This is a genomic window from Kosakonia sp. S42 (genome assembly GCF_016624785.1).
Classification (GTDB): domain Bacteria; phylum Pseudomonadota; class Gammaproteobacteria; order Enterobacterales; family Enterobacteriaceae; genus Kosakonia; species Kosakonia cowanii.
In genome coordinates this window covers 88,468-112,324 of record NZ_JACVTW010000005.1, presented here as the reverse complement: position 1 = coordinate 112,324, position 23,857 = coordinate 88,468, and the positions used below count along the sequence as shown (strand labels likewise).

Genomic DNA, 23,857 nt, shown 5'->3' with positions numbered 1-23,857 from the left:
TCATAAGAAATTACCTATGTTTATTAACGTTATTTTCACGTCGCAAGCTAAATGACAATCGTTATCGACAGGCAGCGCCATGAATATTCTTCTGCTGTTGTTTTATATTCTAAAAATATGGTAAGGTGCGTCCGTCGTTGGGGAGTAGCCGATTTCCGCCCTGCGGAAATGTACGTGTCAACATACTCGTTGCAAAACGTGGCACGTACGGACTGAACATTTTCAGTCAGGCGAGACCATTGACACACTAACTGCTGTTTACTGGGGGCAGTGGTGTGTTATATGGAACTCCCGGTCAGGACGCACAGATGAACTTATCCGCCACCCTGCTTCTCGCCTTCGGTATGTCGATGGATGCCTTCGCCGCCTCTATCGGTAAAGGTGCGACGCTCCGCAATCCTAAATTTTCCGACGCCCTGCGTACCGGCCTTATCTTTGGCGCAATTGAAACCTTAACCCCGTTACTGGGCTGGGGTCTTGGCATGCTCGCCTCACAATTTGTGCTTGAGTGGAATCACTGGATAGCGTTCGTGCTGCTGGCGTTTCTTGGCAGCAGAATGGTGCTGGAGGGTTTTCGCGGCAATACGGATGATGAAGCAGAGATGCCGCATCGTCATGGATTCTGGTTGCTGGTTACCACCGCGATTGCTACCAGCCTGGATGCAATGGCGGTTGGCGTCGGGCTCGCGTTCCTGCAGGTCAATATCCTCACTACCGCGCTGGCCATCGGCTGCGCCACGCTCATCATGTCAACTTTAGGTATGATGGTAGGCCGTTTTATCGGCCCGCTACTCGGCAAACGCGCCGAGATCCTCGGCGGCGTTGTGCTCATTGGTATCGGCGTGCAGATCCTTTATAGCCACTTTGCTGGCTAGCTTTCCCGGCGTAAGCAATGGATAGTGAAATCCGTCTGGCAGCGGAATGTTTTAGTCGCTGCCAGCTGTTGCCACACTTCCGGCTTTGCCCGCCAGGCAAACGGCGTCATTTGCAGGAGCGCAACCGCCTCTTCGCCGGTCAGCTCCATCTCATAAGCGAGTGACTGTTCGGAAAGCATCGTAAACCCGTCAATTTCACCGCTGTTTGGCGCGTGCAACTGCACCTCATCATAAATAAGCCCCTTCAGCTCCATTAAATGGCGCGGCCCGGGTGCTGCGGTGATCACGACACCCTGCGGTTTCATCACGCGGGCCAGCTCCTGCGCTTTACAGGGTGCATAAATGCGCACCAGACCATCAATGCTGTTATCGTCAAAAGGCAAGCGGTGGCTGGAGGCGACACAGAACATCACCTGCGGATAGCGTTTTGCCGCTGCGCGAATCGCCGCTTTCGAGACATCAAGACCAACGGTTTGTGCGCCGCGCGCGCGGCCTACCCCGGCAAATGCCTGCGTGTAGTACCCTTCCCCGCAGCCGATATCGAGCAGCGCCGTCGCTTCTGCCGGCAGAGTCTCTTCAAACAGGCTGCAGATGGTGTCCCGCAGTGGCTGATAGTGTCCGGCGTCGAGAAAAGCACGGCGTGCCTGCATCATTTCAGCGTTATCACCGGGATCGCGCGAGCGTTTATGCTGAACGGGCAATAAATTGACGTAACCCTCTTTGGCGAGATCGAACTGATGCCGCTGCGGACAGATAAATGCGCGCTCGTGGCGGCTTAACGGTGCGTGGCAAAGGGGGCAACTGAATGGCATAAACACTCCGGGACGACTTTTTCAAAGGGCGAAGTGTACCGTCAAATGTTGCGGCAGGGAAAATAAAAAGCCCCGCACAATGGCGAGGCTTGATAACTGACATTGATACGCGGAACGCGTCTCAAGCTCAGAGGTGTCGAAATCAGATAGCAGTTACGTTAACTGCAGCCGGGCCTTTCTGACCGTCCTGAATTTCAAACTCAACGTTCTGGCCTTCAGCCAGAGTTTTGAAGCCGTTACCCTGGATAGCAGAGAAATGTACGAATACATCTTTGCTGCCGTCAGCCGGAGTAATGAAACCAAAACCTTTAGACTCGTTGAACCACTTAACTTGACCTTTAATCTTTGCCATTTGCAAAATTCCTTAATGTATATACTTCGCCCGCAGGCATTGACTGAGAAAACTGAGACATTACTGCTTGAGGCACTAATATAAGGTTCGGCAGAGAAGCTGTATTCAACGAAACGTTTTACTCAGGACTTCTTTACTGAAAATGCCACACATAAACAGAACTGAACCTCGATTGACCCACAACGTGTTATCACATAATACGTAAACTATGGCAAGCCATTTTTAGATATGTCTCGATCCACCGCACAAATTCTAAGGGTATCGAAACAACCACTGTTCATTTATTCACTTCAATGACCGTTATAGCAGCCGCTGCACCAGCAGGTTTACCCGATAAACCTAGACCATTTCTTTCGATTCATCAAGCAGTTCCATGCAGCTTAAGGGTGGCTGAACCCCTCATGCGTTTCGCTTATATACTAAGAACTTTCTGCGAATAGTTATGCTGTTTATTCGATTAGGAAGATTCTTAAATTATTAATGATCTGGGACGAAACTATTGCTCAGGTTAACTATGAATAATTACTGAGCGAATAAGCACAGGCGTGCACCAAAATAATGAAATTATGATGACACTGCATCATTTGAAGGCAATAAAAACGTTTCGCGTAAATCTGAAGCGCACAATTTTAATACGGCTTACTTTTTATGGCGCTCGGCTTAAATTACCGCAGGGATAAATATTGACCAATTTTCAGGATCCTGAAGTTATCATTTTCCTGTTCCGCTTCGCTTAAAGCGCGCTGCAACTCCTGCACCGGCTCATCCAGTGATTCATCAGCCAGTTCAAATACGCCCCAGTGGATGGGAAAAGCCAGCGGCGAGCCTAATTGCTGCCACAGCGACACCGCACTTTGTGGATCCATATGATTTATCGACATGAACCAGCGCGGTGCATAAGCACCAACGGGCAGCGCGAGCGCATCAATTTTTCCAAGACGCTGCGGGATCTGCAGAAGTTCGGCGCTGTAGCCAGTATCACCTGGAAACCAGAAACGCAGTTCGCGCGACTCAATAACCCAGCCGCACCATAATGAGCGGTTCCGATCCCACGGTGTGCGCATGCTCCAGTGCTGAGCGGGAACAGCGGTTAAATGTAAATCGTCCAGCGAGGCTTGCTGCCACCAGTCCAGCTCAGTGACAAAACGCGCGCCAAAGCGGCGCAGCGTGTCACCCAATCCGAGAGGGACAAAAAGCTTTACCTCAGGAAACCGGCGAAGCAGTGCGCGGATTGTCCAGCGGTCCAGATGATCGTAATGGTTGTGAGAGATAAGAATGGCATCCAGGGCGGGAATATCGTCAATGGATAATGCAGGCGGCGTGCGCCGCTGAGGCCCGGCGAAACGCAGCGGGGAGGCGCGTCGGGAAAAAACAGGATCGGTGAGCAGATATTTCCTCTGCATACGCAGAAGCACAGAGGCATGCCCAAGCCACCAAAGGCCATCGTCACCCGGCGCAATCTCGGCTTTTTGCCACCAGGCCTGAATAAAAGCGTCATATCCTGCTGCAGGTGGCCGGGGAAGCCCGGCAGTTTTGCGTTCCTGACGCCAGCGTTTAACATCGGCGGGTTGATGCGCCGTGGAAGTCGGGTTACAAAAACCGTCGGGCGTATGATGGGAGAGCGCGGGATCATACCAGGGGTTTTTCCAGGCCATCTCTCCCCTCCTTTCAGGTTATCGTTCAGCCACCAGCCGGATAAACTCCTCGTCTTCACCCTTAGTCTTATTTTTTTCGACCTCGGGGAGAGCGGCTTTTTCCGGCTCATTCGCTTCACAGAGACGGCGCAGCAGCGCATTTTGCCGTTTTTGCTGATCGAGCAGCGCTTCCAGCAGTTCAATCTGCTCGTTCGTACGTGAACTGGCACGATTGATAAAGAACCACAGCACCAGACCAATAACCAGAACCACCACAGAAACCAGCATAGACGCAAAATTTAGCGCGCCAGAATTTAAGATTTCGTTCATTTCACACCCTCAAAGTAGACGCGGCATTTTACCACTGGCACTCAGGAAGGAAATCTTTCACTGCAGAAATGCGCTTACCAGGGGATGAATTTATTGATGACACAGATGCCGCTGAAAAATTGTACATCCTGATCGCACATCACATTGATCATTTGAGTCCATAGCAGCAGGCAGACCACCACCACGGCAATCAGCAACAGCCATCTAAATTTTCTCACTCCACTCTCCGAAACATTTCAAGGTGTAACCACACTAGCATGGCTTCCTTAAACAGCGGGTAACTGTACCCCCTTTCGGTATTTTTAGGAATGCGTGACTTGTTTCAATCAATAAAAGACGTAGCCTTAATGGCAGACTTAATCGATGTGCAAGGAGCAAACATGCGTACACTTATTCGAGGCGTCATCGTTATCGCGCTGTTGTGGATTGGACTCTTACTGAGCGGTTATGGCGTGCTAATTAACAGTAAAGAGAATGCAGCAGGCCTTGGTTTACAGTGCAAATACGTCACCGCGCGTGGTACCAGCACGGCGCAATATGTTCATTCAGACAACGGATTTTTTGGCCTTGCCAACTGCCCACTGATGCGTAAAAGCGATAACGTTATTGATAACGGCTGATTTTCCCCATGAAAAAGCCGCCCCACGGGGCGGCTTTTTTGACAATTATCAGAACGGATAATCGTTATAACCCATCTGTTCAGAAATTTTACGCGCTGCCTGATGCAGCATTTCCACGTATTCGTGCAGGCGCTCTTCGGAGAATCGCAGAGTCGGGAAAGAGATACTCAGACCGGCGATAACCACGCCAAAACGGTCAAATACCGGTACACCGATGCAGCGTAACCCCTCTTCCTGCTCTTCGTTATCTTCGCCGTAGCCCTGCTGGCGAACGATATCCAGCATCGGCAGCAGATCTTCGGTGCTGGTAATAGTGCGATCGGTGCTGCGCTTATACTCAACGCCTTCCAGAATCTGTTTCACTTCATCGCGATCGCGCCAGGCCAGCAGCACTTTACCAATCGCGGTGCTATAGAGCGGATTGCGGCGACCGATACGCGAATACATGCGCAGGTTATACATCGAATCGATTTTGTGAATATAAACGATGCTGTCTTCATCGAGAGCACCCAGATGGATGGTCTCTTTCGTCAGGCGAGAGAGTTCACGCATCTGGATATCCGCGCTGCGGATTAAATCAACGTTTTGCAGTGCACGCGCGCCAAGTTCGAATAACTTCAGCGTCAGGGAGTATTTCTCTGACTCCCCTTCCTGTGCCACGTAGCCTAACGATTTCATGGTCTGCAAAAAGCGATAAACGGTGCTTTTTGACATCATGACGCGCTGTGAAAGCTCGGTAATGCCGATTTCACGCTCTTCGCCCAAAGCCTGCAGAATGCCAAAGACCTTCAGTACAGAAGAGACAGAATCTGGCTGCTTGTCCAAATCCGCGATTGCCATTAATTACCTCATCGCCTGTGTTTTATAAAAATCAGAATAGGTTTTTATTATAAATTCGTCGACCATCCGCCGCAATGCGCGAATGCCTGGTTCGTTACAAATCTGCGACATTACGCCTGAAAGACGCTGATGCCGCGTTCGGAGAAATAATTACGCGATAATCTGCTGGGTTAACTGCGTACAACCCATACCATTCCTGCCGCTGAGCGCTGATGACGAACAATAAAAAAGCGCGTCAATGGACGCGCTTTTATTATTTGTAATGTCGTTATTTGAGGTAGGCGCCTGAACGCAACGCTTCAATACGTTTATCCAGCGGCGGGTGTGTCATAAAGAGTTCGCTCAGCGACTTTGACTTACCGTTAATGCAGAACGCCATCATGCTGCTCGCTTCCTGCGGCTCATAGCTGGTTTTCAGCCTTTGCAGTGCAGCGATCATCTTCTCGCGTCCTACCAGACGGGCTGAACCCGCATCGGCATGGAATTCACGGTAGCGGGAGAACCACATGGTGATAACGCTCGCCAGGATACCAAACACCAGCTCGAGCACCGTCGCGACGGCAAAGTAGACCAGCGGGTTACCGTTACTCTCTTCACCCTCATCCCGGTCTCCGCCCATGAAGCCAGCGGCAATCTGGGCAATAATGCGCGAGATAAAGATAACGAAGGTGTTCACAATGCCCTGAATCAGCGTCATGGTGACCATGTCACCGTTGGCAATATGGCTAATTTCATGGGCGATGACCGCTTCGGCCTCATCACGGCTCATGTTTTGCAGCAGGCCGGTACTGACGGCGACCAGCGAAGCATCACGGCGCGCACCGGTAGCGAAGGCGTTAATATCCGGCGCGTGATAAATCGCCACCTGCGGCATCGCAATGCCTGCCTGGCGAGACTGCTGTGCAACGGTCTCCATCAGCCAGCGCTCCATATCGTTGCGCGGCTGCTCAATGACTTCACCACCTACAGATTTCAGCGCCATCCATTTCGACATCAACAGCGAAATGAACGAGCCGCCAAAACCGAACAGCAGCGCCATAATCATTAACCCCTGAACGCTGCTCGACTGAATGCCCGTCAGGCTAAGCACAAGGCCGAACACCAACATGACAGCCAGGTTAGTCAACAGGAAGAGCGCGATTCGCATCATAATTTTCTTTTAACCTCGATTTAACAAAACGCACTATGCGGTTATCCACATCGTATGGGCGTGCGGGCTATTTTCAAGCAACAATGCTGCGTAAGTCACGAGAAAAACACAACTTTACACTTTGTAGCAGGATGCTTACGAGGACGGGAGGTTGTTAAAAAAACAGGCACAATTTCTTGTGCCTGTAGGGAGGCGTTACTTAGCAGACGCGGTTGATTCCGCGGGCTGATCTTTTTCAAGATGCGCGAGATCGAGAGCAATATGCACCGTCTCATCAAGATAGGGATCCGGCTCCTGATAATCCTTCGGCAGATCGTCCAGTTTCTTCAGCGGCGGCTTGCCTTCGCGCTTGAAGCGATCATTGAGGCGCGAGAGACGAATAGCATCATCCTCCGCATTCTCTTTTTCACGCTGCGCCAGGTTCAGCGACACCATATCGCGTTTTGCTTTCAGCGCTTCAAAACGCGCGATGTCCTTATTGATGTACTGGAACTCAGGATCTTTCGCGATACGCTCATCGTGCTTTTTCAGCAGCTCAGGACCGAAAGGTTTCAAATCGCCGGCGCGCACAAAGGTGGCAGCATTGATGCTGTCCCACGGCAGTGCGTTATCCTCGAATTTTTCCCCGGTTTCCGTGACCTGCGTGCCTGTCGGCATGATGATATCCGGCGTTACGCCTTTACGCTGCGTACTGCCGCCGTTCACACGATAGAATTTCTGGATGGTGTACTGCACCGAACCCAGCGCTGGCCATTCCGGGCGCAGCATCTGATCGTAGATACGGTTAAGGGAGCGGTACTGCTGCACGGTGCCCTTCCCGAAGGTTGGTTCGCCGACAATCAGCGCACGACCGTAATCCTGCATGGCTGCCGCAAAAATCTCCGATGCCGAGGCGCTAAAGCGGTCAACCAGCACCACCAGCGGCCCTTTGTAGTAGACCACGCCATCAGTATCGCTATCTTCACGCACTTTGCCGTTGTTATCGCGCACCTGCACCACCGGGCCGGACGGGATAAAGAGGCCGGAGAGCGACACCGCTTCCGTCAGCGCCCCGCCGCCGTTAGCACGCAGATCGATAATCACGCTCTTGACGTTCTGTTTTTCCAGCTTCTGCAGCTGCACTTTTACGTCATCGGTCAGCCCGACGTAGAAGCCAGGAATATCCAGCACGCCGACTTTTTCTTTGCCGACGGTCTTAACGGACATTTTCACTGCGCGATCTTCAAGACGGATACGCTCACGCGTCAGCGTAACAATGCGCGTTTTGGTCCCCTTGCCCGCAGGCAGGATCTCAAGGCGCACTTTGCTGCCTTTCGGCCCTTTAATCAGCGCAACAACATCATCAAGACGCCAGCCGATAACATCGACCATATTCTGCCCGGTCTGACCAACGCCAACGATGCGATCGCCAACGCTAATCGCTTTACTCTTCGCCGCCGGACCACCGGCAACCATCGAGTTGATCACCGTATAGTCATCATCACCCTGCAGCACAGCACCGATCCCCTCAAGCGAGAGGCTCATTTCGGTGTTGAACTGCTCGGTATTGCGCGGCGAAAGGTAGTTGGTGTGCGGATCGATTTCACGCGCAAAGGCGGTCATCGCCAGCGAGAAGACATCTTCGCTGTTGGTTTGTGCCAGACGGCGAATGGCGAACTTATAGCGACGAGAGAGCGTCTCGCGGATCTCTTTCTCATCTTTACCGGTGAGCTTGAGGCTCAGTTCGTCATATTTAACCTTGCTGTCCCACAGCGCATTCAGCTCGGCCTCATCTTTTGGCCACGGTGCTTTGCTGCGATCGAGGTTAAAGGAGTCGTTACCGGTGAAGTCCATCGGCCGCTCCAGCACTTTAAGCGCGTACTGATAGCGCTCGAAACGGCGCTGCTGCGCTTTATTGTAGAGGTCGTAAAAGACGTCCAGCTTGCCGCTGCGCAGTTCATCGCCAATCTCGTTTTTCTTCTGCGAAAACTGCTCAACGTCGCTGGCAAGCAGGACGTTGTGGCTGTAATCAAGCAGATTAAGATAGCGGGTGAAAATCTTCGCAGAGAAGGCGTTGTCCAGATCGAACTGGCGATAGTGGGAGCGAGTAAAACGCGAAGTGACGCGCTCGCTCACCGTCGCGTGCTGCGTCTCTTCTTTTAACACCGGGATTTGATCGGCCCGGGTAATATCTTCCACAGCCAGGGCGTGGCCTGTTACGAATAACAGGCCTGCCAACGCTGTGCGCTTAAACAAAGTGTTCATGCCAGGCCAGGCCTCCGTTTCAGAACAAGAGATGTTCTGCGCGTACAATCATCGACATACCCGAGCTAAGCTGTACGCGAACGCCGTCTTTGGTGATTTCAAGCACGGTTGCGCTCATCGCGTTATTGCCCGCTTTCACTTTCAGGTCCTGACCCACGCTCAGCACGGAGATATCAGAAACTGGCGTATGGCGCTCTTCCTGCTGCGGTGCGCGTTCGCGCTGCGGTTTAGCCGCCGGCTTATCGGCGCGAGGCTTGCGTTGTTCTGCGCCCTCTTTACGGCGCGGAGCCGGACGAGGTTTGCGCTCACGACGCGGTGCGTCTTCCTGACCAGCAGCAGCGGCAGCTTCACGTTTTTTGGCTTGTTGCTCAGCGCGTTGCGCCTGAACACGCGCTTTCGCTTCTTCAAGCTGCTTGCGGGCATGCTCAACGTGTTGCTCATCCAGCACGCCACAGGCGTTGCCGTCCAGATCGACACGCGTCGCGCCAGCTTTGATACCGTACAGGTAACGCCAGCTCGAAGTATAAAGACGTAAAGCGGAACGAAGCTGGGTTTTACTGAGATTCATCTCACCCTCAACACGCGCCACTAAATCCTGAAAGATACCGATTTTCAGGGGGCGTGCCTCGCCTTCAGCACTGAAACAGTGAGGGAAACGTTCGGCCAAAAAAGCGATCACTTCTTTACTGCTATTCAACTTAGGTTGATTTTCCATGAAATTTCCTGATTACAACGGACGTTGCCAACAAGCGCAGGCATGAACAGGCGTCATTATAATGACGCTAACAGTAAATGCTACGTTATCCGTTGATTATCCTGCGACAGTCGCAAAGAATTTTTGATAATCGGTTGCCGCAAGGCACTGTTCCAGATGAGAAACCAGCTCGCGCAGGCCCTTTTCATCCTCGTCGCTAAAGCGCGAAAATTCGACGCTATCGATGTCCAGCACGCCAATGATCTGACCACTTACTGTGATCGGCAGCACAATTTCAGAGTTGCTGGCCGCATCGCAGGCGATATGTCCGTCAAATTGATGAACGTCTTCAACCCGCTGCACACGGTTTTGCGCGACCGCGCTACCACAGACACCGCGCCCGACAGGAATGCGGACGCAGGCGATTTTGCCCTGGAACGGCCCTAACACCAGCGTGTCGCCCTCCAGTAAGTAAAAACCGGCCCAGTTGACCCCATCCAGACGTTCAAACAGCAGCGCGCTGGTATTAGACAACGTCGCTAAAAAACTGGTTTCACCTGCCATTAATGCCTGAAAATCGCGGTTTAAGTCCGCGTAAAACTCTGCTTTGTTCATTATCCAACCACTTTGGTGTCTTACTGAGTAAACGGCTAAGCCTAATAAAATAAGCATTAAATGCGTTGATGCTCAAGATGTTCTCATCATGAGTTAATATAGATGCATCTAATCCTTTTCTGATCCGGCCGATGGCACTAAAGATACAACACATTTCGCTTAACAAAAAAATTGCGATCCATCATGTCGGCGAAGCTTTGCCACGGGCACATTATCAGCGCTGCCCGCAATGCGATACGCTTTTTGCGTTACCGGTTATGAAATCGCACCAAAGTGCATTTTGTCCCTGCTGTGATGCCAAGATCCGCGATGGACGCGACTGGTCATTAACCCGTCTCGCCGCCATGGCGGTAACAATGCTGATGCTGATGCCTTTTGCCTGGGGCGAACCGCTGCTCCACTTTTACCTGCTGGGTGTGCGTATTGACGCCAACCTTTTGCAGGGGATCTGGCAAATGACTGCCCAGGGCGATGCGCTTACCGGGGCGATGGTGCTCTTCTGTACCGTTGGCGCGCCGCTGGTGCTGGTCAGTGCAATCGCCTATTTATGGTTCGGCAACCGCCTCGGGATGAATCTGCGCCCGGTGTTGCTGATGCTTGAGCGCCTGAAAGAGTGGGTGATGCTCGATATCTATCTGGTCGGGATTGGCGTCGCCTCGATAAAAGTGCAGGATTACGCTTACCTGCAGCCGGGCGTCGGGCTTGTCGCTTTTGTGGCGTTAACCATTCTCAGCGTGATGACGCTTATCCATCTGAACGTTGAGCAGTTGTGGGAGCGTTTTTATCCGCAGCGTCCGGCTAAGCGCCCCGACCCGCAGCTGCGCGCCTGCCTCGGCTGCCACTTCACCGGCTTACCTGATGCACGCGGCAGATGCCCGCGTTGCCATATTCCGCTGCGTTATCGCCGTCGACACAGCCTGCAGAAGTGCTGGGCGGCGCTGATTGCCTCGATGATTTTTCTGCTGCCCGCTAACCTGCTGCCGATCTCGGTGGTCTACCTCAACGGTTCGCGGCAGGCAGATACCATTATGTCGGGCATTATTTCGCTCGGTAACAGCAATATCGCCGTGGCGGGTATCGTTTTTATCGCCAGTATTCTTGTGCCGTTTACCAAGGTAATCGTACTGTTTACCTTGCTGGTCAGTATCCATTTCAAATTTGAACAGGGGCTACGCACTCGCATCCTTCTTCTGCGCTTTGTGACCTGGATTGGGCGCTGGTCGATGCTCGATCTGTTTGTCATCTCGCTGACAATGTCACTGATCAATCGCGACCAATTGCTCGCCTTTACTATGGGACCCGCTGCGTTTTATTTCGGCGCGGCGGTTATTTTGACTATTCTTGCTGTGGAATGGCTGGACAGCCGCTTACTTTGGGATGCACATGAGTCAGGAAAACCACGCTTCGCCGACTGAAGCGCGCATTAAAACAAAACGACGCATTTCACCGTTCTGGTTGCTGCCGGTGATCGCTTTGCTGATCGCCGGCTGGCTGGTCTGGAGTAGCTATGAAGATCGCGCCAACACCATCACCATCGACTTTATGTCCGCTGACGGCATCGTCGCCGGGCGCACGCCCATCCGCTATCAGGGGGTGGAAGTCGGTACGGTGCAGGATATTAGCCTGAGCGACGATCTGAAGAAGATTCAGGTCCGCGCCAGCATCAAAGCCGATATGAAAGATGCGCTACGCAACGAGACGCAGTTCTGGCTGGTGACGCCGAAAGCATCGCTGGCGGGCGTTTCGGGGCTGGATGCGCTGGTCGGCGGTAACTACATCGGTATGATGCCAGGCAAAGGTGAACCGCAGGATCACTTCACCGCCCTCGACACGCAGCCGAAATACCGCCTCAATAATGGCGACTTGATGATTCATCTGCACGCGCCGGATCTCGGCTCGCTCAACAGCGGCTCGCTGGTCTATTTCCGCAAGATCCCGGTTGGTCGCGTATATGACTACGCCATCAACAAAAATAAACAGGGCGTCACGGTGGATGTGCTGATTGAGCGCCGCTTTACCAATCTGGTGAAAAAAGGCAGCCGCTTCTGGAATATCTCCGGGATGAAAGCAGACGTCGGTCTCAGCGGCGCGAAAGTGGAGCTGGAGAGCCTGGCGGCACTGGTTAATGGCGCTATTGCCTTCGACTCGCCGGATAACTCGGCACCCGCAGCAGCCGATGATGAATTTGGGCTATACAAAGATCTGGCCCACAGCCAGCGCGGCGTGCTCATCAAGCTCGATCTGCCGAGCGGCCAGGGGCTGAAAGCCGGTTCAACGCCGCTGATGTATCAGGGGCTGGAAGTGGGTGAACTGACGGATATTACCCTTAATCCTGGCGGCAAAGTAACCGGTGAGCTGACCGTCGATCCGGGCGTGGTCAATCTGCTGCGTGATAATACGCGCATTGAGATGCGCAACCCGAAAGTCTCCCTGAGCAATACCAATCTCAGCTCGCTGCTGACCGGCAGCACGCTGGAGCTGATTCCCGGCGAAGGCCAGCCGCGCGATCAGTTCGTTGTGCTGCCCGCGGATAAAAACCTGCTGCAGGAGCCGGGCGTCATCACCCTGACGCTCACCGCGCCGGAGAGTTATGGCATCGATGCCGGGCAGCCGCTGGTGTTGCACGGTGTGCAGGTCGGCCAGGTGCTGGAGCGTAAGCTGACCAACAAAGGCGTCTCGTTTGCCGTGGCCATCGATCCGCAATATCGCGATCTGGTGCATGGTGACAGCAAATTCGTGGTCAATAGCCGTGTGGATGTGAAACTGGGGCTGGATGGCGTTGAGTTCCTTGCTGCCAGCGCCAGTGAGTGGATCAGTGGCGGCATCCGTATTCTCCCGGGTGATAAAGGGGAGATGAAACCCACCTACCCGCTCTTCGCCAACCTTGATAAAGCGCTGGAGAACAGCCTTAGCGATCTGCCTACCACCACCCTGACGCTGACGGCGGATACGCTGCCGGATGTGCAGGCGGGTTCGGTGGTGCTCTATCGTAAATTTGAAGTGGGTGAAGTGATTACCGTGCGCCCGCGCGCTAATGCCTTTGATATCGATCTGCATATCAAACCGGAGTATCGCAACCTGCTTACCGCCGACAGCGTCTTCTGGGCGGAAGGCGGCGCGAAGGTGCAGCTTAACGGCAGCGGATTAACCGTGCAGGCTTCACCGCTTTCGCGCGCGATTAAAGGCGCCATCAGCTTCGACAACCGTAGCGGTGCGGGTGCCCGCTTGCGTAAAGGCGATAAGCGTATTCTTTACGCCTCGGAAACCGAAGCGCGCGCCGTCGGCGGCCAGATCACCCTGCATGCTTTCGACGCCGGCAAGCTGGCAGAGGGGATGCCAATTCGCTACCTCGGCATTGATATCGGCCAGGTGCAGGAGCTTCGCCTGCTGACGGATAAAAACGAAGTGCAGGCCAGCGCCGTGCTCTACCCGGAATATGTACGCAACTTCGCCCGCGCCGGATCGCGCTTCTCGGTGATCACGCCGCAGATCTCCGCCGGTGGTGTTGAACATCTCGACACCATTTTGCAGCCCTATATCAACGTTGAGCCTGGGCATGGCGATGCGCGCCGCGATTTCGAACTCGCCGAAGCGACAATTACTGATTCCCGTTACCTTGATGGGTTGAACATTGTGGTTGAAGCGCCGGAAGTGGGTTCAATGAATATCGGCACACCGGTGCTGTTCCGCGGTATTGAAGTGGGAACGGTGACCGGCCTTGCGCTGGGTACCCTCTCCGACCGCGTGATGATCGCCATGCGCGTCAGTAAGCGTTACCAGCATCTGGTGCGCAATAACTCGGTCTTCTGGTTAGCCTCCGGTTATACGCTGGACTTTGGCCTGACGGGCGGGGTGGTGAAAACCGGTACCTTTAACCAGTTTATTCGCGGCGGGATCGCCTTCGCGACACCACCGGAGACGCCGCTGGCACCGAAAGCGCAGCCGGGCAAACACTTCCTGCTGCTGGAGAGCGAACCAAAAGAGTGGCGGCAGTGGGGAACCGCGCTACCACGTTAAGCTGAGTGCTCCGGCGTGCCCGCGCCGGAGCCTTTATGCTACACTGCGCGCCTCTTTTTTTTCCTTCTGGGGCGCCCCGTGGCTCAAAACGCTGTTTACCTTCCTGAAGAATTTCTCGCCCAGATGCGCCTGGCGATACCTGAGCATCTCGATTTTGATGAGTTTATTGCCGCCTGCCAGCGCCCGCTGCGCCGCAGTATTCGCGTCAATACGCTGAAAATTTCCGTCGATGACTTCCTTTCGCTGGTCGCGCCCTATGGCTGGCAGTTAACGCCGGTGCCATGGTGCGCGGAGGGTTTCTGGATCGAGCGCGACGAGGAGGAGAGCCTGCCTTTAGGCAGTACGGCGGAGCATCTGAGCGGCCTGTTCTACATCCAGGAAGCAAGCTCAATGCTCCCCGTTGCCGCACTGTTTGCCGGGGAAACGATGCCGCTGCGCGTGATGGATGTCGCGGCCGCACCGGGGTCGAAAACCACGCAGATTGCCGCACGCATGGGGAATCAGGGCGCCATCCTTGCAAATGAGTTCTCTGCCAGCCGGGTAAAAGTGCTGCATGCCAATATCAGCCGTTGTGGCATCCAGAATGTGGCGTTAACCCATTTCGACGGCCGCGTGTTTGGCGCTGCGTTACCCGAGATGTTTGACGCCATTCTGCTGGATGCTCCCTGCTCCGGCGAAGGGGTGGTACGTAAAGATGCCGATGCGCTGAAAAACTGGTCCCACGCCAGCAATCTGGAGATTGCCGCTACCCAGCGCGAGCTTATCGACAGCGCCTTTCATGCCCTGCGCCCTGGCGGCGTGCTGGTCTACTCTACCTGCACGCTGAACCGCGACGAAAACGAAGCCGTCTGCCACTGGCTAGCGCAGCAATATCCTGATGCCGTTGAGTTTGAACCGCTCGGCAAGCTGTTCGAGGGCGCAGAACAGGCGCTGACGGATGAGGGTTTTCTGCACGTCTTTCCGCAAATTTTTGACTGCGAAGGTTTCTTCGTCGCACGGTTGCGTAAAACCGTAGCGGTAGAGCGCTTGCCGACCCCGACCTACAAAGTGGGTCAATTTCCGTTTGCGCCACTTAAGCCGCGCGAAAGCGCTGCCGTCACCGCCGCAGCGGCTGAGGTCGGCTTACGCTGGGGCGATTCTCTGCGTCTGTGGCAGCGTGATAAAGAGATCTGGTTATTCCCCACAGCCATCGAAGCGCTGATCGGAAAAGTCCGTTTTTCCCGCCTCGGCATGCGTCTCGCGGAGACCCATAACAAGGGCTATCGCTGGCAGCATGAAGCGGTGATCGCGCTGGCAGGTGATAACAATCCGCTGGCTTTTGAGCTGACTGAAGAGGAAGCCGAAGCGTGGTATCGCGGCCGTGATATCTACCCGCAGGCCTTGCCAGCCGGGGATGAAGCGATTGTGACCTTCCAGGATCAGGCGCTGGGGCTTGCGAAAAAAGTGGGTTCACGCCTTAAAAACAGCTACCCGCGCGAGCTGGTGCGCGACGGTCAGCTTTTCGCCGGCAAGGCGTGACGCAGCGCATAAAAAACGCATTTTTTGACTGGCGACTTTCCGGCTGTTGTACCAGGCTGAAATGTGGGCGGCTTTACTGGTCGTACCACATTTTAACGATCGACGGAGAGCATTATGACGAAAACCAGCGTGCGCATTGGCGCATTCGAAATCGATGATGCCGAGTTGCAGGGAGAGAGTCAGGGTGAGCGCAAACTGCATATTCCATGCAGTTCAGACCCTGATTTATGTATGCAGCTTGATGCCTGGGACGCGGAAACCAGCATTCCTGCGATCCTTAACGGCGAGCATTCAGTCCTTTATCGCGAACATTACGACGAGCAATCTGATACCTGGATCATGCGTCTTGCCTGATCTGATGTGAACCCGTCCGTGAGACGGGTTATTTACCTGCCTGATTTCCCCTGCCCCCATTCATCCCCTACACTTATCGTTACGTTGTACAGAACCGAGGATGGAATGTTCGCGCTGGTCTTATTTGTTTGCTACCTGGACGGTGGATGTGACGACATCGTGGTTGATGTCTTTAATAGTGAGCAACAGTGCCTGGCTGCGATGGACGATCAGCGTATGCGTCACGGCGGTTGTTTTCCCGTAGAAGATTTTATCGATGGCTTTTGGCACCCGGCGCGCGACTATAGCGACTTTTAACTACTGCAGTTGAACCAGCGTTAACTCTCCGCCGAACACCGCGCCGGTGTCGATATAGTGTTGATTATGGGCATCGAAGCGCGCTTTCAGCGGCGTATGCCCAAACCAGAAGTCGTCCGCACCTGCAATGCGCTCCCCTTTCCCGCACAGAAGCTGGTTAAGCCGCTCCCGCCGCCACAGCACCGACTCGCTATCCACCTCTTTTTGCCAGCCATACTCACTCGTCGGGTAATCAGCGTGGGCAATAACGTTCAGCCCGTCGGATGTCTGAAGCTCAAGGATATAGGGCAACTGCGCACATTTATGCAGGGCATCAAGCGCCCGAAGTTGCTCCTTTTCATTAAGCTTTGCAAACCAGCCGCCGCCGTTCATCTGCCACAGCGCGCGGTTGTTTTCCCGCAGAGCGTCGATAGCCATCTGCTCATGGTTCCCACGCACGGTGATAAACCAGCGCTGATTAATTAGCGCCAGGCACTGCAAACTCTGCGGGCCGCGATCAATCAGGTCGCCGACGCAGATCAGCAGATCCTCGTAAGGGTCGAAGTGACGCTCCCGCAGCGCCTGCATTAAGCGTTGATAGCAGCCGTGCAGATCGCCTACCAGCCAGATATGTCGCCACTGTGCGCCGTCGATACGTTGATACATAATCCCCCCCTCTTTTCAGTATAGAAAACAGGCGATCAACATCCTCTGAGCGGTTACGTTTTTGAGATGAACGTTGCGAAAAAGGCATGAACTTGTCACTCATTTGCCGGAGAAACAGGAGCCGCACTTTGCGATTCATTGATGGCAAAAATAGCTAGACGCCCACATAGCGGGTTATGCTATGGTTTGAAGCAAATATGATGTTTTCGGGAGTTGTTGAGACACCCACGGATTAAACGCCATATTTCAGAGAGATAAAAAAAGACCGAATACGATTCCTGTATTCGGTCCAGGGAAATGGCTCTTGGGAGAGAGCCGTGCGCTAAAAGTTGGCATTAATGCAGGCTTAGTCGCCTTGCACCTTAAGAATAGATGACGACACCAGCTTTTCCAGTCCGCGACAAATGTGGTCAGAAAAATCCGGTAATTGTCACGTTTATCATAAAAAAACGCAGGCGGTGTTAACCGGACCTGCGTTTTTTTATGCTGAATCAGGTGATTTTCATCAGTCCGTGCAGAGGGATTTCGCGCGCTCGATAAAGGGGGCGAGGCTCATTTTCTGCCCGGGATGTGCTGGATCGTCAACCTGAATGATACTGACAGGCTGACCGGTGCTTTTCCCGCTGTCGACCTGTTTCTGCGCGATATCATTGAGCGGATACTGCACCAGCGTACTCGGGTTAATGGCGAACAATGCATTGCCCGGCCTGCAGGTCAACATTATCTCTTCGCGATTGAAGGCCCATTTCTCTTTGCCAACCTCGAAACGGCTGACGGTAATAACCTGCGGCGCAGCCAGCGCAGCGGCTGAGCTGGTCAGCATTAATACTGCAATCACACTCTTTTTCATTCTTTTCACCAGATTTATTCAAAAAGGCTCCCAGGTGGCAAACAGGCTTACCGCCGCCAGCACCAGCGCACCGATTATCAATTCTGCCCGGGTTAACGTTATGAAGCGCTGCCGCGCTCCGTTATCGACCAGGCTCAAGCGTGGCACCAGAACATACCGGTTCACAAGCGCGATTGCCACCATCAGCGCGACAAGCGCACATTTGAGCAACAGCATGCGCCCCCAGGCGCTCTGCCACGGCCACGCCAGCCCCTGAATCAACACCGCATTAACCATGCCGGTAAGGATAACGCCTGCCACCGCTACGTGACCATAACGGGAGAAGCGCATCATCGCGCCAATAGCCGCAGGGTGGCTCCCCTCACGCGTAAGTTGCATACAAAACAGCACCGGCAGCAGGCCACCCAGCCACATCGCCCCGCACAGCAGGTGCAGCGCATGGTTGATGTGTTGTAACACGCCGGGCAGCCCTTCGCGCATCGCTGCGTGACCAAGCCCCGCCGCCAACAGAAACTGCAGCGCCGTCAGCAGCAGCAACTTCCTTTGCTGCGCTGGCTGCAACAGCCCGGCAAAGAGGGTCAGCAGCGCTAGGATGATTTGCCAGGCCAGCAGTGAACCTGCTTGCGTACCGGCAACCGCACGCCAGATCGCGGGCTGCCACACTTCCGGCCAGCCACCGGCCATCATCCCGCCCTGCACCGCATAGAGCAACAGCGCGCTCAATGCCGTAAGGATCAGGCACAGGCGCTGCAGCGGCAGGAAGTGTTGAGTAAGTGACCGGCGCAGATCGCGCGGTGCCAGCCAGGCGCTGAACAGCGCGCTGCCAAATAACAGCATCAGGGCGGCGAAATGAATAAATCGCAGCCCGACAAAGAGCGAGGACAGCATATTACTTCACAGAAAAGCTGTACTGCCCGTGAGTTTTATGACCGTCGACTGAGACCACATGCCAGCTAACGGTGTACTTGCCCGCTGTCAGAGGCTGTTCGAGCGGCACAATCATCTGGGTCTTATCCTTTTCATTACGCTTAACCGCCCCGGTTTTGATCGCCTTCTGCTGCGCGTCTGTCACCTTAATGCCGCTGAACGCCGGCTCAATCCCTTCTGAAAAGTTGAGCGTCAGCGCCTGCGGCGCTGCCGTCACATCGGCATCCGCAGCCGGATACTGGCCTTTGAGGTGGGCATGCGCCAGCACTGCCGGGGTGACAAAAAGGGTGGTAATGAGGGCTAAAGCGCGTAAGCGTTGCGTCGGGGAGATAAGCATAGAAGCATTCCTTTTTGTTATGCATACGATATAGAGGATAAACCTGTACAATAGTTGAGTCGAGTCTCATCGCCGCCACGCTTGTCTTTCTGCGACAGCCTTAGTAACTTTTGCCGCCTGAACTGAGGAGAACTTCATAATGACCAATCTTGCGCAGCTCGAACAAGAAGAGATGGATAAGGTGAATGTCGATCTGGCCGCCGCAGGCGTTGCCTTCAAAGAGCGCTACAATATGCCGGTTATTGCCGAAGCGGTTGAGCGCGAACAGCCCGAACATCTGCGCGGCTGGTTTCGCGAACGTCTGATTGCCCACCGGCTGGCCTCCGTCTCGCTCTCTCGCCTCCCCTATGAGCCGAAAATGAAATAATGGAGCCGACTATGTTACGTGTTATCGATACAGAAACCTGCGATTTGCAGGGCGGTATCGTCGAGATAGCCTCGGTGGACGTAGTGGACGGGCAAATCGTTAATCCCCAGAGCCACCTGGTGCGCCCCGACCGTCCCATCAGCCCGCAGGCGATGGCCATCCACCGCATTACCGAAGCGATGGTGGCGGATCAGCCGTGGATCGAAGAGGTTGTCCCCTATTATCACGGCAGCGAGTGGTATGTGGCGCACAACGCCAGCTTTGACCGCCGCGTGCTGCCAGAGATGTCCGGCGAGTGGATCTGCACCATGAAGCTGGCGCGGCGTTTATGGCCGGGGATCAAATACAGCAATATGGCGCTCTATAACTCCCGCAAGCTCAGCGTAGAGACGCCAGCCGGCCTGCATCACCACCGCGCGCTCTATGATTGCTATATCACCGCCGCCCTGCTGATTGACATTATGCAGGTCTCTGGCTGGAGCGCTGAGCAGATGGCCACCATCACCGGACGCCCGGCGCTGATGACCACCTTTACCTTTGGTAAATACCGCGGCAAACCGGTTGCCGAGATCGCTGACCGCGATCCAGGCTACCTGCGCTGGCTGTTTAACAACCTCAACAGCATGAGCCCGGAACTGCGTTTAACGCTTAAACACTACCTTGGCGAGGGGTAATTACCCTTTGCCGGGCAGTGTCCCCTGCGCCAGCGCGATCAGAAACGCATACTCCAGCGCCACCCCTTCGTAGGATTTAAAACGCCCTGATTTACCGCCGTGCCCGGAATCCATATCGGTGCAGAGCAGCAGCAGATTATCGTCGGTTTTATACTCCCGCAGTTTCGCCACCCATTTCGCCGGCTCCCAGTACTGCACCTGCGAATCGTGCAACCCGGTGGTCACCAGCATATGTGGATAGGGGTGCGCGCCAATATTGTCGTACGGGCTGTAGCCTTTCATATAGTGGTAATAGGTCTCATCCTGCGGATTGCCCCACTCCTCGAACTCGCCGGTTGTTAAAGGGATCGACTCATCAAGCATGGTGGTGACCACATCGACAAACGGCACCTGGGCGATCACGCCATGGTAGAGAGAGGGACGCATATTGATTACCGCGCCCATCAGCATGCCGCCCGCGCTGCCGCCCATCGCATAACAGTATTGCGGCGAGCCGTAGCCCTGCTCCAGCAAACTGTCGGTGACATCAATAAAGTCATTGAAGGTGTTTTGCTTGTTGAGGAATTTCCCCTCTTCGTACCAGGCATGACCCAGTTCGCCGCCGCCGCGAATATGCGCTATCGCGCAGACAAAACCGCGATCCAGCAGGCTCAGTCGGCTGCTGCTGAAGTCCGCATCGATACTTGCCCCGTAGGAGCCGTAGCCGTAGACCAGCAGCGGATTCTCGCCTTTGCGAAAATGGTTGTGGTTGTAAACCAGCGAGACAGGCACTTCAACGCCGTCACGTGCGACCACCCAAAGATGCTCACTGCGATAGTCGCTGGCGTCAAAGCCCGCCACTTCCGTCTGCTTCAGCACGCGCCGCTCGCCGGTATCCATATCCAGCTCAAACAGCGTATCCGGCGTGGTCATTGAGGAGTAACCGTAGCGCAGCCGCGAGGTTTCCGGCTCGGGATTGTAGGCAAGCCAGGTGACGTAAGCCGGATCGTCAAAAGCGATGCCGACCACTTCCCGCGTCTTACGGTTGATCTGCCGCAGGCTTGTCAGGCCGCGCTGCCGCTCTTCGACCACCAGCCAGTCGGTAAACAGCGTGAAGCCTTCCAGCATAATGTGATCGCGGGCGGGAATTAACGCCTCCCAGCGCCGCTCATCGCGCACTTTGGTGCGATAGAGGCCGAAGTTTTTGCCATCGCGGTTGGAGCGCAGATAGAAGGTGTGCTGGTAGTGATCGAGGCTGTACTCATGCTCTTTACGCCGCGGCAAAAAGCAGAGCGGCTGCGCATCCGGCAGTTCAGCATCGAGCAGCAACACTTCGCTGGTGGTGGCGCTGGCAAGGTGAATGGTGATGTAGTGCTGCGAGGTAGTTTTGCTCAGCCCGACGTAAAAGGTGTCATCTTTCTCTTCGTAGACCAGCTCATCCTGCTGCGTCGGCGAGCCGACCGTATGCCGCCAGACCTGATAAGGCAGCAGCGTGGTGGCATGTTTACGCACGTAGTAGACGGTCTCGGAGTCATTCACCCAGACAAAATCTGGCGAAACGTTATCGAGCACCTCCGGGTACCAGTTGCCGGTCTCCAGATTGCGAAAGCGCAGACCATACTGCCGCCTGGAGAGGAAATCCTCCGCCAGCGCCATAATGGTGTTGTCGGGCGAGATGTCGAGGCCGCCCATGGTGTAGAACTCGCTGTGCGAGGCGCGCTGGTTGGCATCGAGAAGAGTTATCCAGTCGTCCCATTCAGAGCTGAGCACCGACTGGCGCTGATAGATGGCGTACTCATTGCCCGGCTCATAAATGTGTCGGTAACGATAGCCGTTACGAATATAGGGCGCGGAGACTTCGCGCTGCGGAATGCGGGAGATGATCTCCTGCAGCAGGTCATCCTGCAGCGCTTGCTGGGAGGCCATCACTTCCCGCCCGTAATCATTCTCCTGATGCAGATAATCAAGCACCTCTGGCTGAGAGCGCGTGTCGTCCCGCAGCCAGTAGTAATTATCGACGCGGGTATCGCCATGAACGGTCATGGCGTGGGGGATCTGTTTTGCTTTCGGCAACATAGCACTTATCTTTTTTCTGTTTTCCATACCTATAAGGGTGGCAAAACAAACGCGCGTTGCAAGCGAAACGTTATCGCGCTCAGGATGTAAGGGCGCGTTTTTGCTGCTGAAGATCCTGTTCAATGCCCTCGCGGACGTCCTGCGGCACCTTCAGCGCATCGCCCAGCGCGTTAAGATAGCTGCGCTCCATAAAGTGATCGATGTCGATAACCGCACAGCTGAGGAAGTAGAGCTCCAGCGCCTCCTCCTCATTTTTGACACCCTGTGCCAGCCGCGCCGGATCGAGGGGTTGCTCCAGCGCTTTCGCCACCAGCTCACGCCCCTGGGTTTCGATGCCCGCCTCGCGCAGCTGCGACTCAATTGCCGCCTGTTCCTGCTCATCAATATGGCCGTCGCTTTTCGCTGCAAAGACCAGCGCCAGAATCAGACGCTCGGTGCGCACGTCCAGCGGCGACTGCTGCTGGCCAAACTGCGGCTCATCCTGATGGGTTTCGCGAATACGGTCTTTGTATTTGTTCCACAGCACCGTACCGGCAACCGCCCCGCCGCCGACCAGCAGCGCGCCAGTGCCATATTTGGCGAGCAGTTTGCGTGATGATTTGTTGGCAACCAGCAGCCCGGCGAGACCGCCCAGTGCTCCCGGCACCAGCAGCTTATTTAAGCCCTGGCCCTCTGAGGAGGAAGAGGAGGATGTCGATGCACCGCTTTTCTGACCCAGCAGCGACTGTAATTGATTTAACCAGTTCATGATTTTCCCTCGCTTAACCGCTTTCGTCAGGCAAGAGTAAGCGAGGGAGATGTCAGGAAGTGTCTGTATCTGGAAAGATCAGGAAAATTTCGGCGCTATGGCTGCGATTTGTACGCCGCGCTGCCCGCCGGGCAGTCGACCATTACGCGGTAGTGAATATCGGCGCTTTTACCGCGCACGGTGAGCGGCACCGTCCACTTATCACCTTTGCCAGTCACCTCTTGCGGATTAACCCATACCACCGGATCCGCCTGACCAATTTTTTTCTGATCGTCTGCCCAACGCACAATGCGGTTTTGCAGATAGTCGCGCTTAACGCTGGCGGCGATGCCCTCAGCGTTAAGCCCTTCACAGGAAGGAAACTTCACGACCTTCTGTGCGGCGGCATGAGCCGCCATACTGCCCGCCAGCAAAAACAGACCGGTTACTACCCCTGCTATTTTCATGCTTATCTCCTGGTTAATACCCATTCAAAGCATGGTACAAATTGCCGGCGGTGCAAGATCAGGCAACTTTCGCCCGCTTGCTGGCGCTTTTAATGTCGACCGCGTCAGAAGATTCATCTTCAGCACTTTTTGCCGAGGGTGCGCCCTCTTCGCTCTCTGTACCGGGCAGTTTGCCGGATTTCAGAATACCGTTGAGCGCATCTTTTTGCTCGGCGAGCCACATCGCCATGCGTTCACGGGTCTCTTCTTCCAGAGCTACCGGACCGGTGCCTAACCAGTCGCCCAGCACTTCCGCCAGGTCGAGCATTTTGTCGTAAGCATCGGCTTCCTTTTTGCTGGCAAAAGACATCTTTTCCTCACCTTCGCGAATGACTACGTATTTAACTTCTACCGCCATGATGCAGCCTCGTTTTACTGTGTATTTGTACAGTATAATAGCGCGATGAAAAAACCACC

Annotated in this window: 27 protein-coding genes, 1 pseudogene and 1 riboswitch; of the genes and pseudogenes, 9 read left to right on the top strand and 19 right to left on the bottom strand. The window is 54.6% G+C overall.

Going from position 1 to position 23,857, the window contains the following annotated elements; translation table 11 throughout:
- The first annotated feature begins 127 nt into the window (after positions 1 to 127).
- A riboswitch (yybP-ykoY riboswitch) is annotated at positions 128 to 302 on the top strand.
- Positions 303 to 308: 6 nt separating this feature from the next.
- Positions 309 to 875, top strand: coding sequence for a manganese efflux pump MntP (gene mntP, locus IAE50_RS09240; protein WP_157737629.1), 567 nt, complete (start codon positions 309 to 311; stop codon positions 873 to 875).
- Here mntP and rlmA read toward each other — a convergent pair.
- The 6 genes and pseudogenes from rlmA to mgrB all read right to left on the bottom strand — a co-directional run bounded on the left by rlmA (position 872) and on the right by mgrB (position 4,221).
- A complete protein-coding gene (gene rlmA / locus IAE50_RS09235; protein WP_200580100.1) occupies positions 872 to 1,687 on the bottom strand; it encodes a 23S rRNA (guanine(745)-N(1))-methyltransferase in 816 nt (271 codons plus the stop codon). The genes mntP and rlmA overlap by 4 nt on opposite strands.
- A 142-nt stretch (positions 1,688 to 1,829) precedes the next feature.
- A complete protein-coding gene (gene cspE / locus IAE50_RS09230; protein ID WP_001062678.1) occupies positions 1,830 to 2,039 on the bottom strand; it encodes a transcription antiterminator/RNA stability regulator CspE in 210 nt (69 codons plus the stop codon).
- 12 nt (positions 2,040 to 2,051) lie between these two features.
- A pseudogene (locus IAE50_RS09225) lies at positions 2,052 to 2,192 on the bottom strand (DUF2627 domain-containing protein).
- Positions 2,193 to 2,704: 512 nt separating this feature from the next.
- On the bottom strand, positions 2,705 to 3,694 hold the full coding sequence (locus tag IAE50_RS09220) for an MBL fold metallo-hydrolase (protein WP_200580099.1): 990 nt from the start codon (positions 3,692 to 3,694) through the stop codon (positions 2,705 to 2,707).
- 18 nt (positions 3,695 to 3,712) lie between these two features.
- Positions 3,713 to 4,003: a YebO family protein gene (locus IAE50_RS09215; protein WP_094419642.1), complete on the bottom strand. Its 291-nt coding sequence runs from the start codon at positions 4,001 to 4,003 to the stop codon at positions 3,713 to 3,715.
- A gap of 74 nt (positions 4,004 to 4,077) precedes the next feature.
- On the bottom strand, positions 4,078 to 4,221 hold the full coding sequence (gene mgrB, locus IAE50_RS09210) for a PhoP/PhoQ regulator MgrB (protein WP_023480134.1): 144 nt from the start codon (positions 4,219 to 4,221) through the stop codon (positions 4,078 to 4,080).
- 162 nt (positions 4,222 to 4,383) lie between these two features.
- Here mgrB and IAE50_RS09205 point away from each other — a divergent pair, with 162 nt between their 5' ends.
- A complete protein-coding gene (locus tag IAE50_RS09205; protein ID WP_200580098.1) occupies positions 4,384 to 4,623 on the top strand; it encodes a YobH family protein in 240 nt (79 codons plus the stop codon).
- A 48-nt stretch (positions 4,624 to 4,671) separates the two neighbouring features.
- On the opposite strand, the gene kdgR is transcribed toward IAE50_RS09205, so the two are convergent.
- The 5 genes from kdgR to IAE50_RS09180 all read right to left on the bottom strand — a co-directional run bounded on the left by kdgR (position 4,672) and on the right by IAE50_RS09180 (position 10,166).
- Entirely contained in the window at positions 4,672 to 5,463 is a 792-nt protein-coding gene (gene kdgR / locus IAE50_RS09200) for a DNA-binding transcriptional regulator KdgR (protein ID WP_042715774.1), read from the bottom strand.
- Positions 5,464 to 5,731: 268 nt separating this feature from the next.
- Complete coding sequence (gene htpX, locus IAE50_RS09195) at positions 5,732 to 6,613, bottom strand: protease HtpX (RefSeq protein ID WP_094419640.1); 882 nt, start codon at positions 6,611 to 6,613, stop codon at positions 5,732 to 5,734.
- A 195-nt stretch (positions 6,614 to 6,808) separates the two neighbouring features.
- Entirely contained in the window at positions 6,809 to 8,857 is a 2,049-nt protein-coding gene (gene prc, locus IAE50_RS09190) for a carboxy terminal-processing peptidase (RefSeq protein WP_094419639.1), read from the bottom strand.
- A 19-nt stretch (positions 8,858 to 8,876) separates the two neighbouring features.
- Positions 8,877 to 9,572: an RNA chaperone ProQ gene (gene proQ, locus IAE50_RS09185; RefSeq protein ID WP_023480122.1), complete on the bottom strand. Its 696-nt coding sequence runs from the start codon at positions 9,570 to 9,572 to the stop codon at positions 8,877 to 8,879.
- Between the two features lie 96 nt (positions 9,573 to 9,668).
- A complete protein-coding gene (locus tag IAE50_RS09180; protein WP_200580097.1) occupies positions 9,669 to 10,166 on the bottom strand; it encodes a GAF domain-containing protein in 498 nt (165 codons plus the stop codon).
- A 131-nt stretch (positions 10,167 to 10,297) separates the two neighbouring features.
- On the opposite strand from IAE50_RS09180, the gene yebS reads away from it, so the two are divergent.
- The 5 genes from yebS to IAE50_RS09155 all read left to right on the top strand — a co-directional run bounded on the left by yebS (position 10,298) and on the right by IAE50_RS09155 (position 16,352).
- Positions 10,298 to 11,581: a membrane integrity lipid transport subunit YebS gene (gene yebS / locus IAE50_RS09175; RefSeq protein WP_076770021.1), complete on the top strand. Its 1,284-nt coding sequence runs from the start codon at positions 10,298 to 10,300 to the stop codon at positions 11,579 to 11,581.
- Positions 11,550 to 14,183: a PqiB family protein gene (locus IAE50_RS09170; protein ID WP_200580096.1), complete on the top strand. Its 2,634-nt coding sequence runs from the start codon at positions 11,550 to 11,552 to the stop codon at positions 14,181 to 14,183. Before yebS ends, IAE50_RS09170 begins: the two co-directional genes overlap by 32 nt.
- Positions 14,184 to 14,261: 78 nt before the next feature.
- Positions 14,262 to 15,701, top strand: a complete 1,440-nt coding sequence (gene rsmF / locus IAE50_RS09165) for a 16S rRNA (cytosine(1407)-C(5))-methyltransferase RsmF (RefSeq protein ID WP_200580095.1) — start codon at positions 14,262 to 14,264, stop codon at positions 15,699 to 15,701.
- A 114-nt stretch (positions 15,702 to 15,815) separates the two neighbouring features.
- Positions 15,816 to 16,055 carry a YebV family protein gene (locus IAE50_RS09160; RefSeq protein ID WP_023480127.1) on the top strand — a complete coding sequence of 80 codons (240 nt, stop codon included), beginning with the start codon at positions 15,816 to 15,818 and terminating at the stop codon, positions 16,053 to 16,055.
- Between the two features lie 105 nt (positions 16,056 to 16,160).
- Positions 16,161 to 16,352, top strand: coding sequence for a YebW family protein (locus IAE50_RS09155; protein ID WP_023480173.1), 192 nt, complete (start codon positions 16,161 to 16,163; stop codon positions 16,350 to 16,352).
- On the opposite strand, the gene pphA is transcribed toward IAE50_RS09155, so the two are convergent.
- The 4 genes from pphA to yobA form a co-directional block, all read right to left on the bottom strand.
- Positions 16,353 to 16,997: a protein-serine/threonine phosphatase gene (gene pphA / locus IAE50_RS09150; protein ID WP_200580094.1), complete on the bottom strand. Its 645-nt coding sequence runs from the start codon at positions 16,995 to 16,997 to the stop codon at positions 16,353 to 16,355.
- Between the two features lie 505 nt (positions 16,998 to 17,502).
- Positions 17,503 to 17,847 carry a YebY family protein gene (locus IAE50_RS09145; RefSeq protein WP_200580093.1) on the bottom strand — a complete coding sequence of 115 codons (345 nt, stop codon included), beginning with the start codon at positions 17,845 to 17,847 and terminating at the stop codon, positions 17,503 to 17,505.
- A gap of 18 nt (positions 17,848 to 17,865) precedes the next feature.
- Positions 17,866 to 18,735 (bottom strand): copper homeostasis membrane protein CopD, encoded by an 870-nt coding sequence (gene copD / locus IAE50_RS09140; RefSeq protein ID WP_200580092.1) that lies wholly within the window; start codon positions 18,733 to 18,735, stop codon positions 17,866 to 17,868.
- A 1-nt stretch (position 18,736) separates the two neighbouring features.
- Complete coding sequence (gene yobA / locus IAE50_RS09135; protein ID WP_200580091.1) at positions 18,737 to 19,111, bottom strand: CopC domain-containing protein YobA; 375 nt, start codon at positions 19,109 to 19,111, stop codon at positions 18,737 to 18,739.
- A 136-nt stretch (positions 19,112 to 19,247) separates the two neighbouring features.
- Between yobA and IAE50_RS09130 the strand changes: the two genes are divergently transcribed.
- Together IAE50_RS09130 and exoX are read left to right on the top strand one after the other, a co-directional pair.
- Positions 19,248 to 19,478 (top strand): DNA polymerase III subunit theta, encoded by a 231-nt coding sequence (locus IAE50_RS09130; RefSeq protein ID WP_042714382.1) that lies wholly within the window; start codon positions 19,248 to 19,250, stop codon positions 19,476 to 19,478.
- An 11-nt stretch (positions 19,479 to 19,489) separates the two neighbouring features.
- Entirely contained in the window at positions 19,490 to 20,152 is a 663-nt protein-coding gene (exoX, locus tag IAE50_RS09125; protein WP_094419595.1) for an exodeoxyribonuclease X, read from the top strand.
- Here the strand turns inward: exoX and ptrB are convergent, their stop codons facing one another.
- From ptrB to IAE50_RS09105, 4 genes are all read right to left on the bottom strand, one after another.
- On the bottom strand, positions 20,153 to 22,207 hold the full coding sequence (ptrB, locus tag IAE50_RS09120) for an oligopeptidase B (RefSeq protein ID WP_200133678.1): 2,055 nt from the start codon (positions 22,205 to 22,207) through the stop codon (positions 20,153 to 20,155).
- Positions 22,208 to 22,286: 79 nt separating this feature from the next.
- Entirely contained in the window at positions 22,287 to 22,958 is a 672-nt protein-coding gene (locus IAE50_RS09115; RefSeq protein WP_200133796.1) for a tellurite resistance TerB family protein, read from the bottom strand.
- A 92-nt stretch (positions 22,959 to 23,050) separates the two neighbouring features.
- Positions 23,051 to 23,401 carry a protein YebF gene (yebF, locus tag IAE50_RS09110; protein ID WP_200580090.1) on the bottom strand — a complete coding sequence of 117 codons (351 nt, stop codon included), beginning with the start codon at positions 23,399 to 23,401 and terminating at the stop codon, positions 23,051 to 23,053.
- A 58-nt stretch (positions 23,402 to 23,459) separates the two neighbouring features.
- The gene (locus IAE50_RS09105; protein WP_023480125.1) at positions 23,460 to 23,798 is read right to left on the bottom strand and encodes a YebG family protein; all 339 of its coding nucleotides are present in this window, start codon (positions 23,796 to 23,798) and stop codon (positions 23,460 to 23,462) included.
- Positions 23,799 to 23,857: the final 59 nt, after the last annotated feature.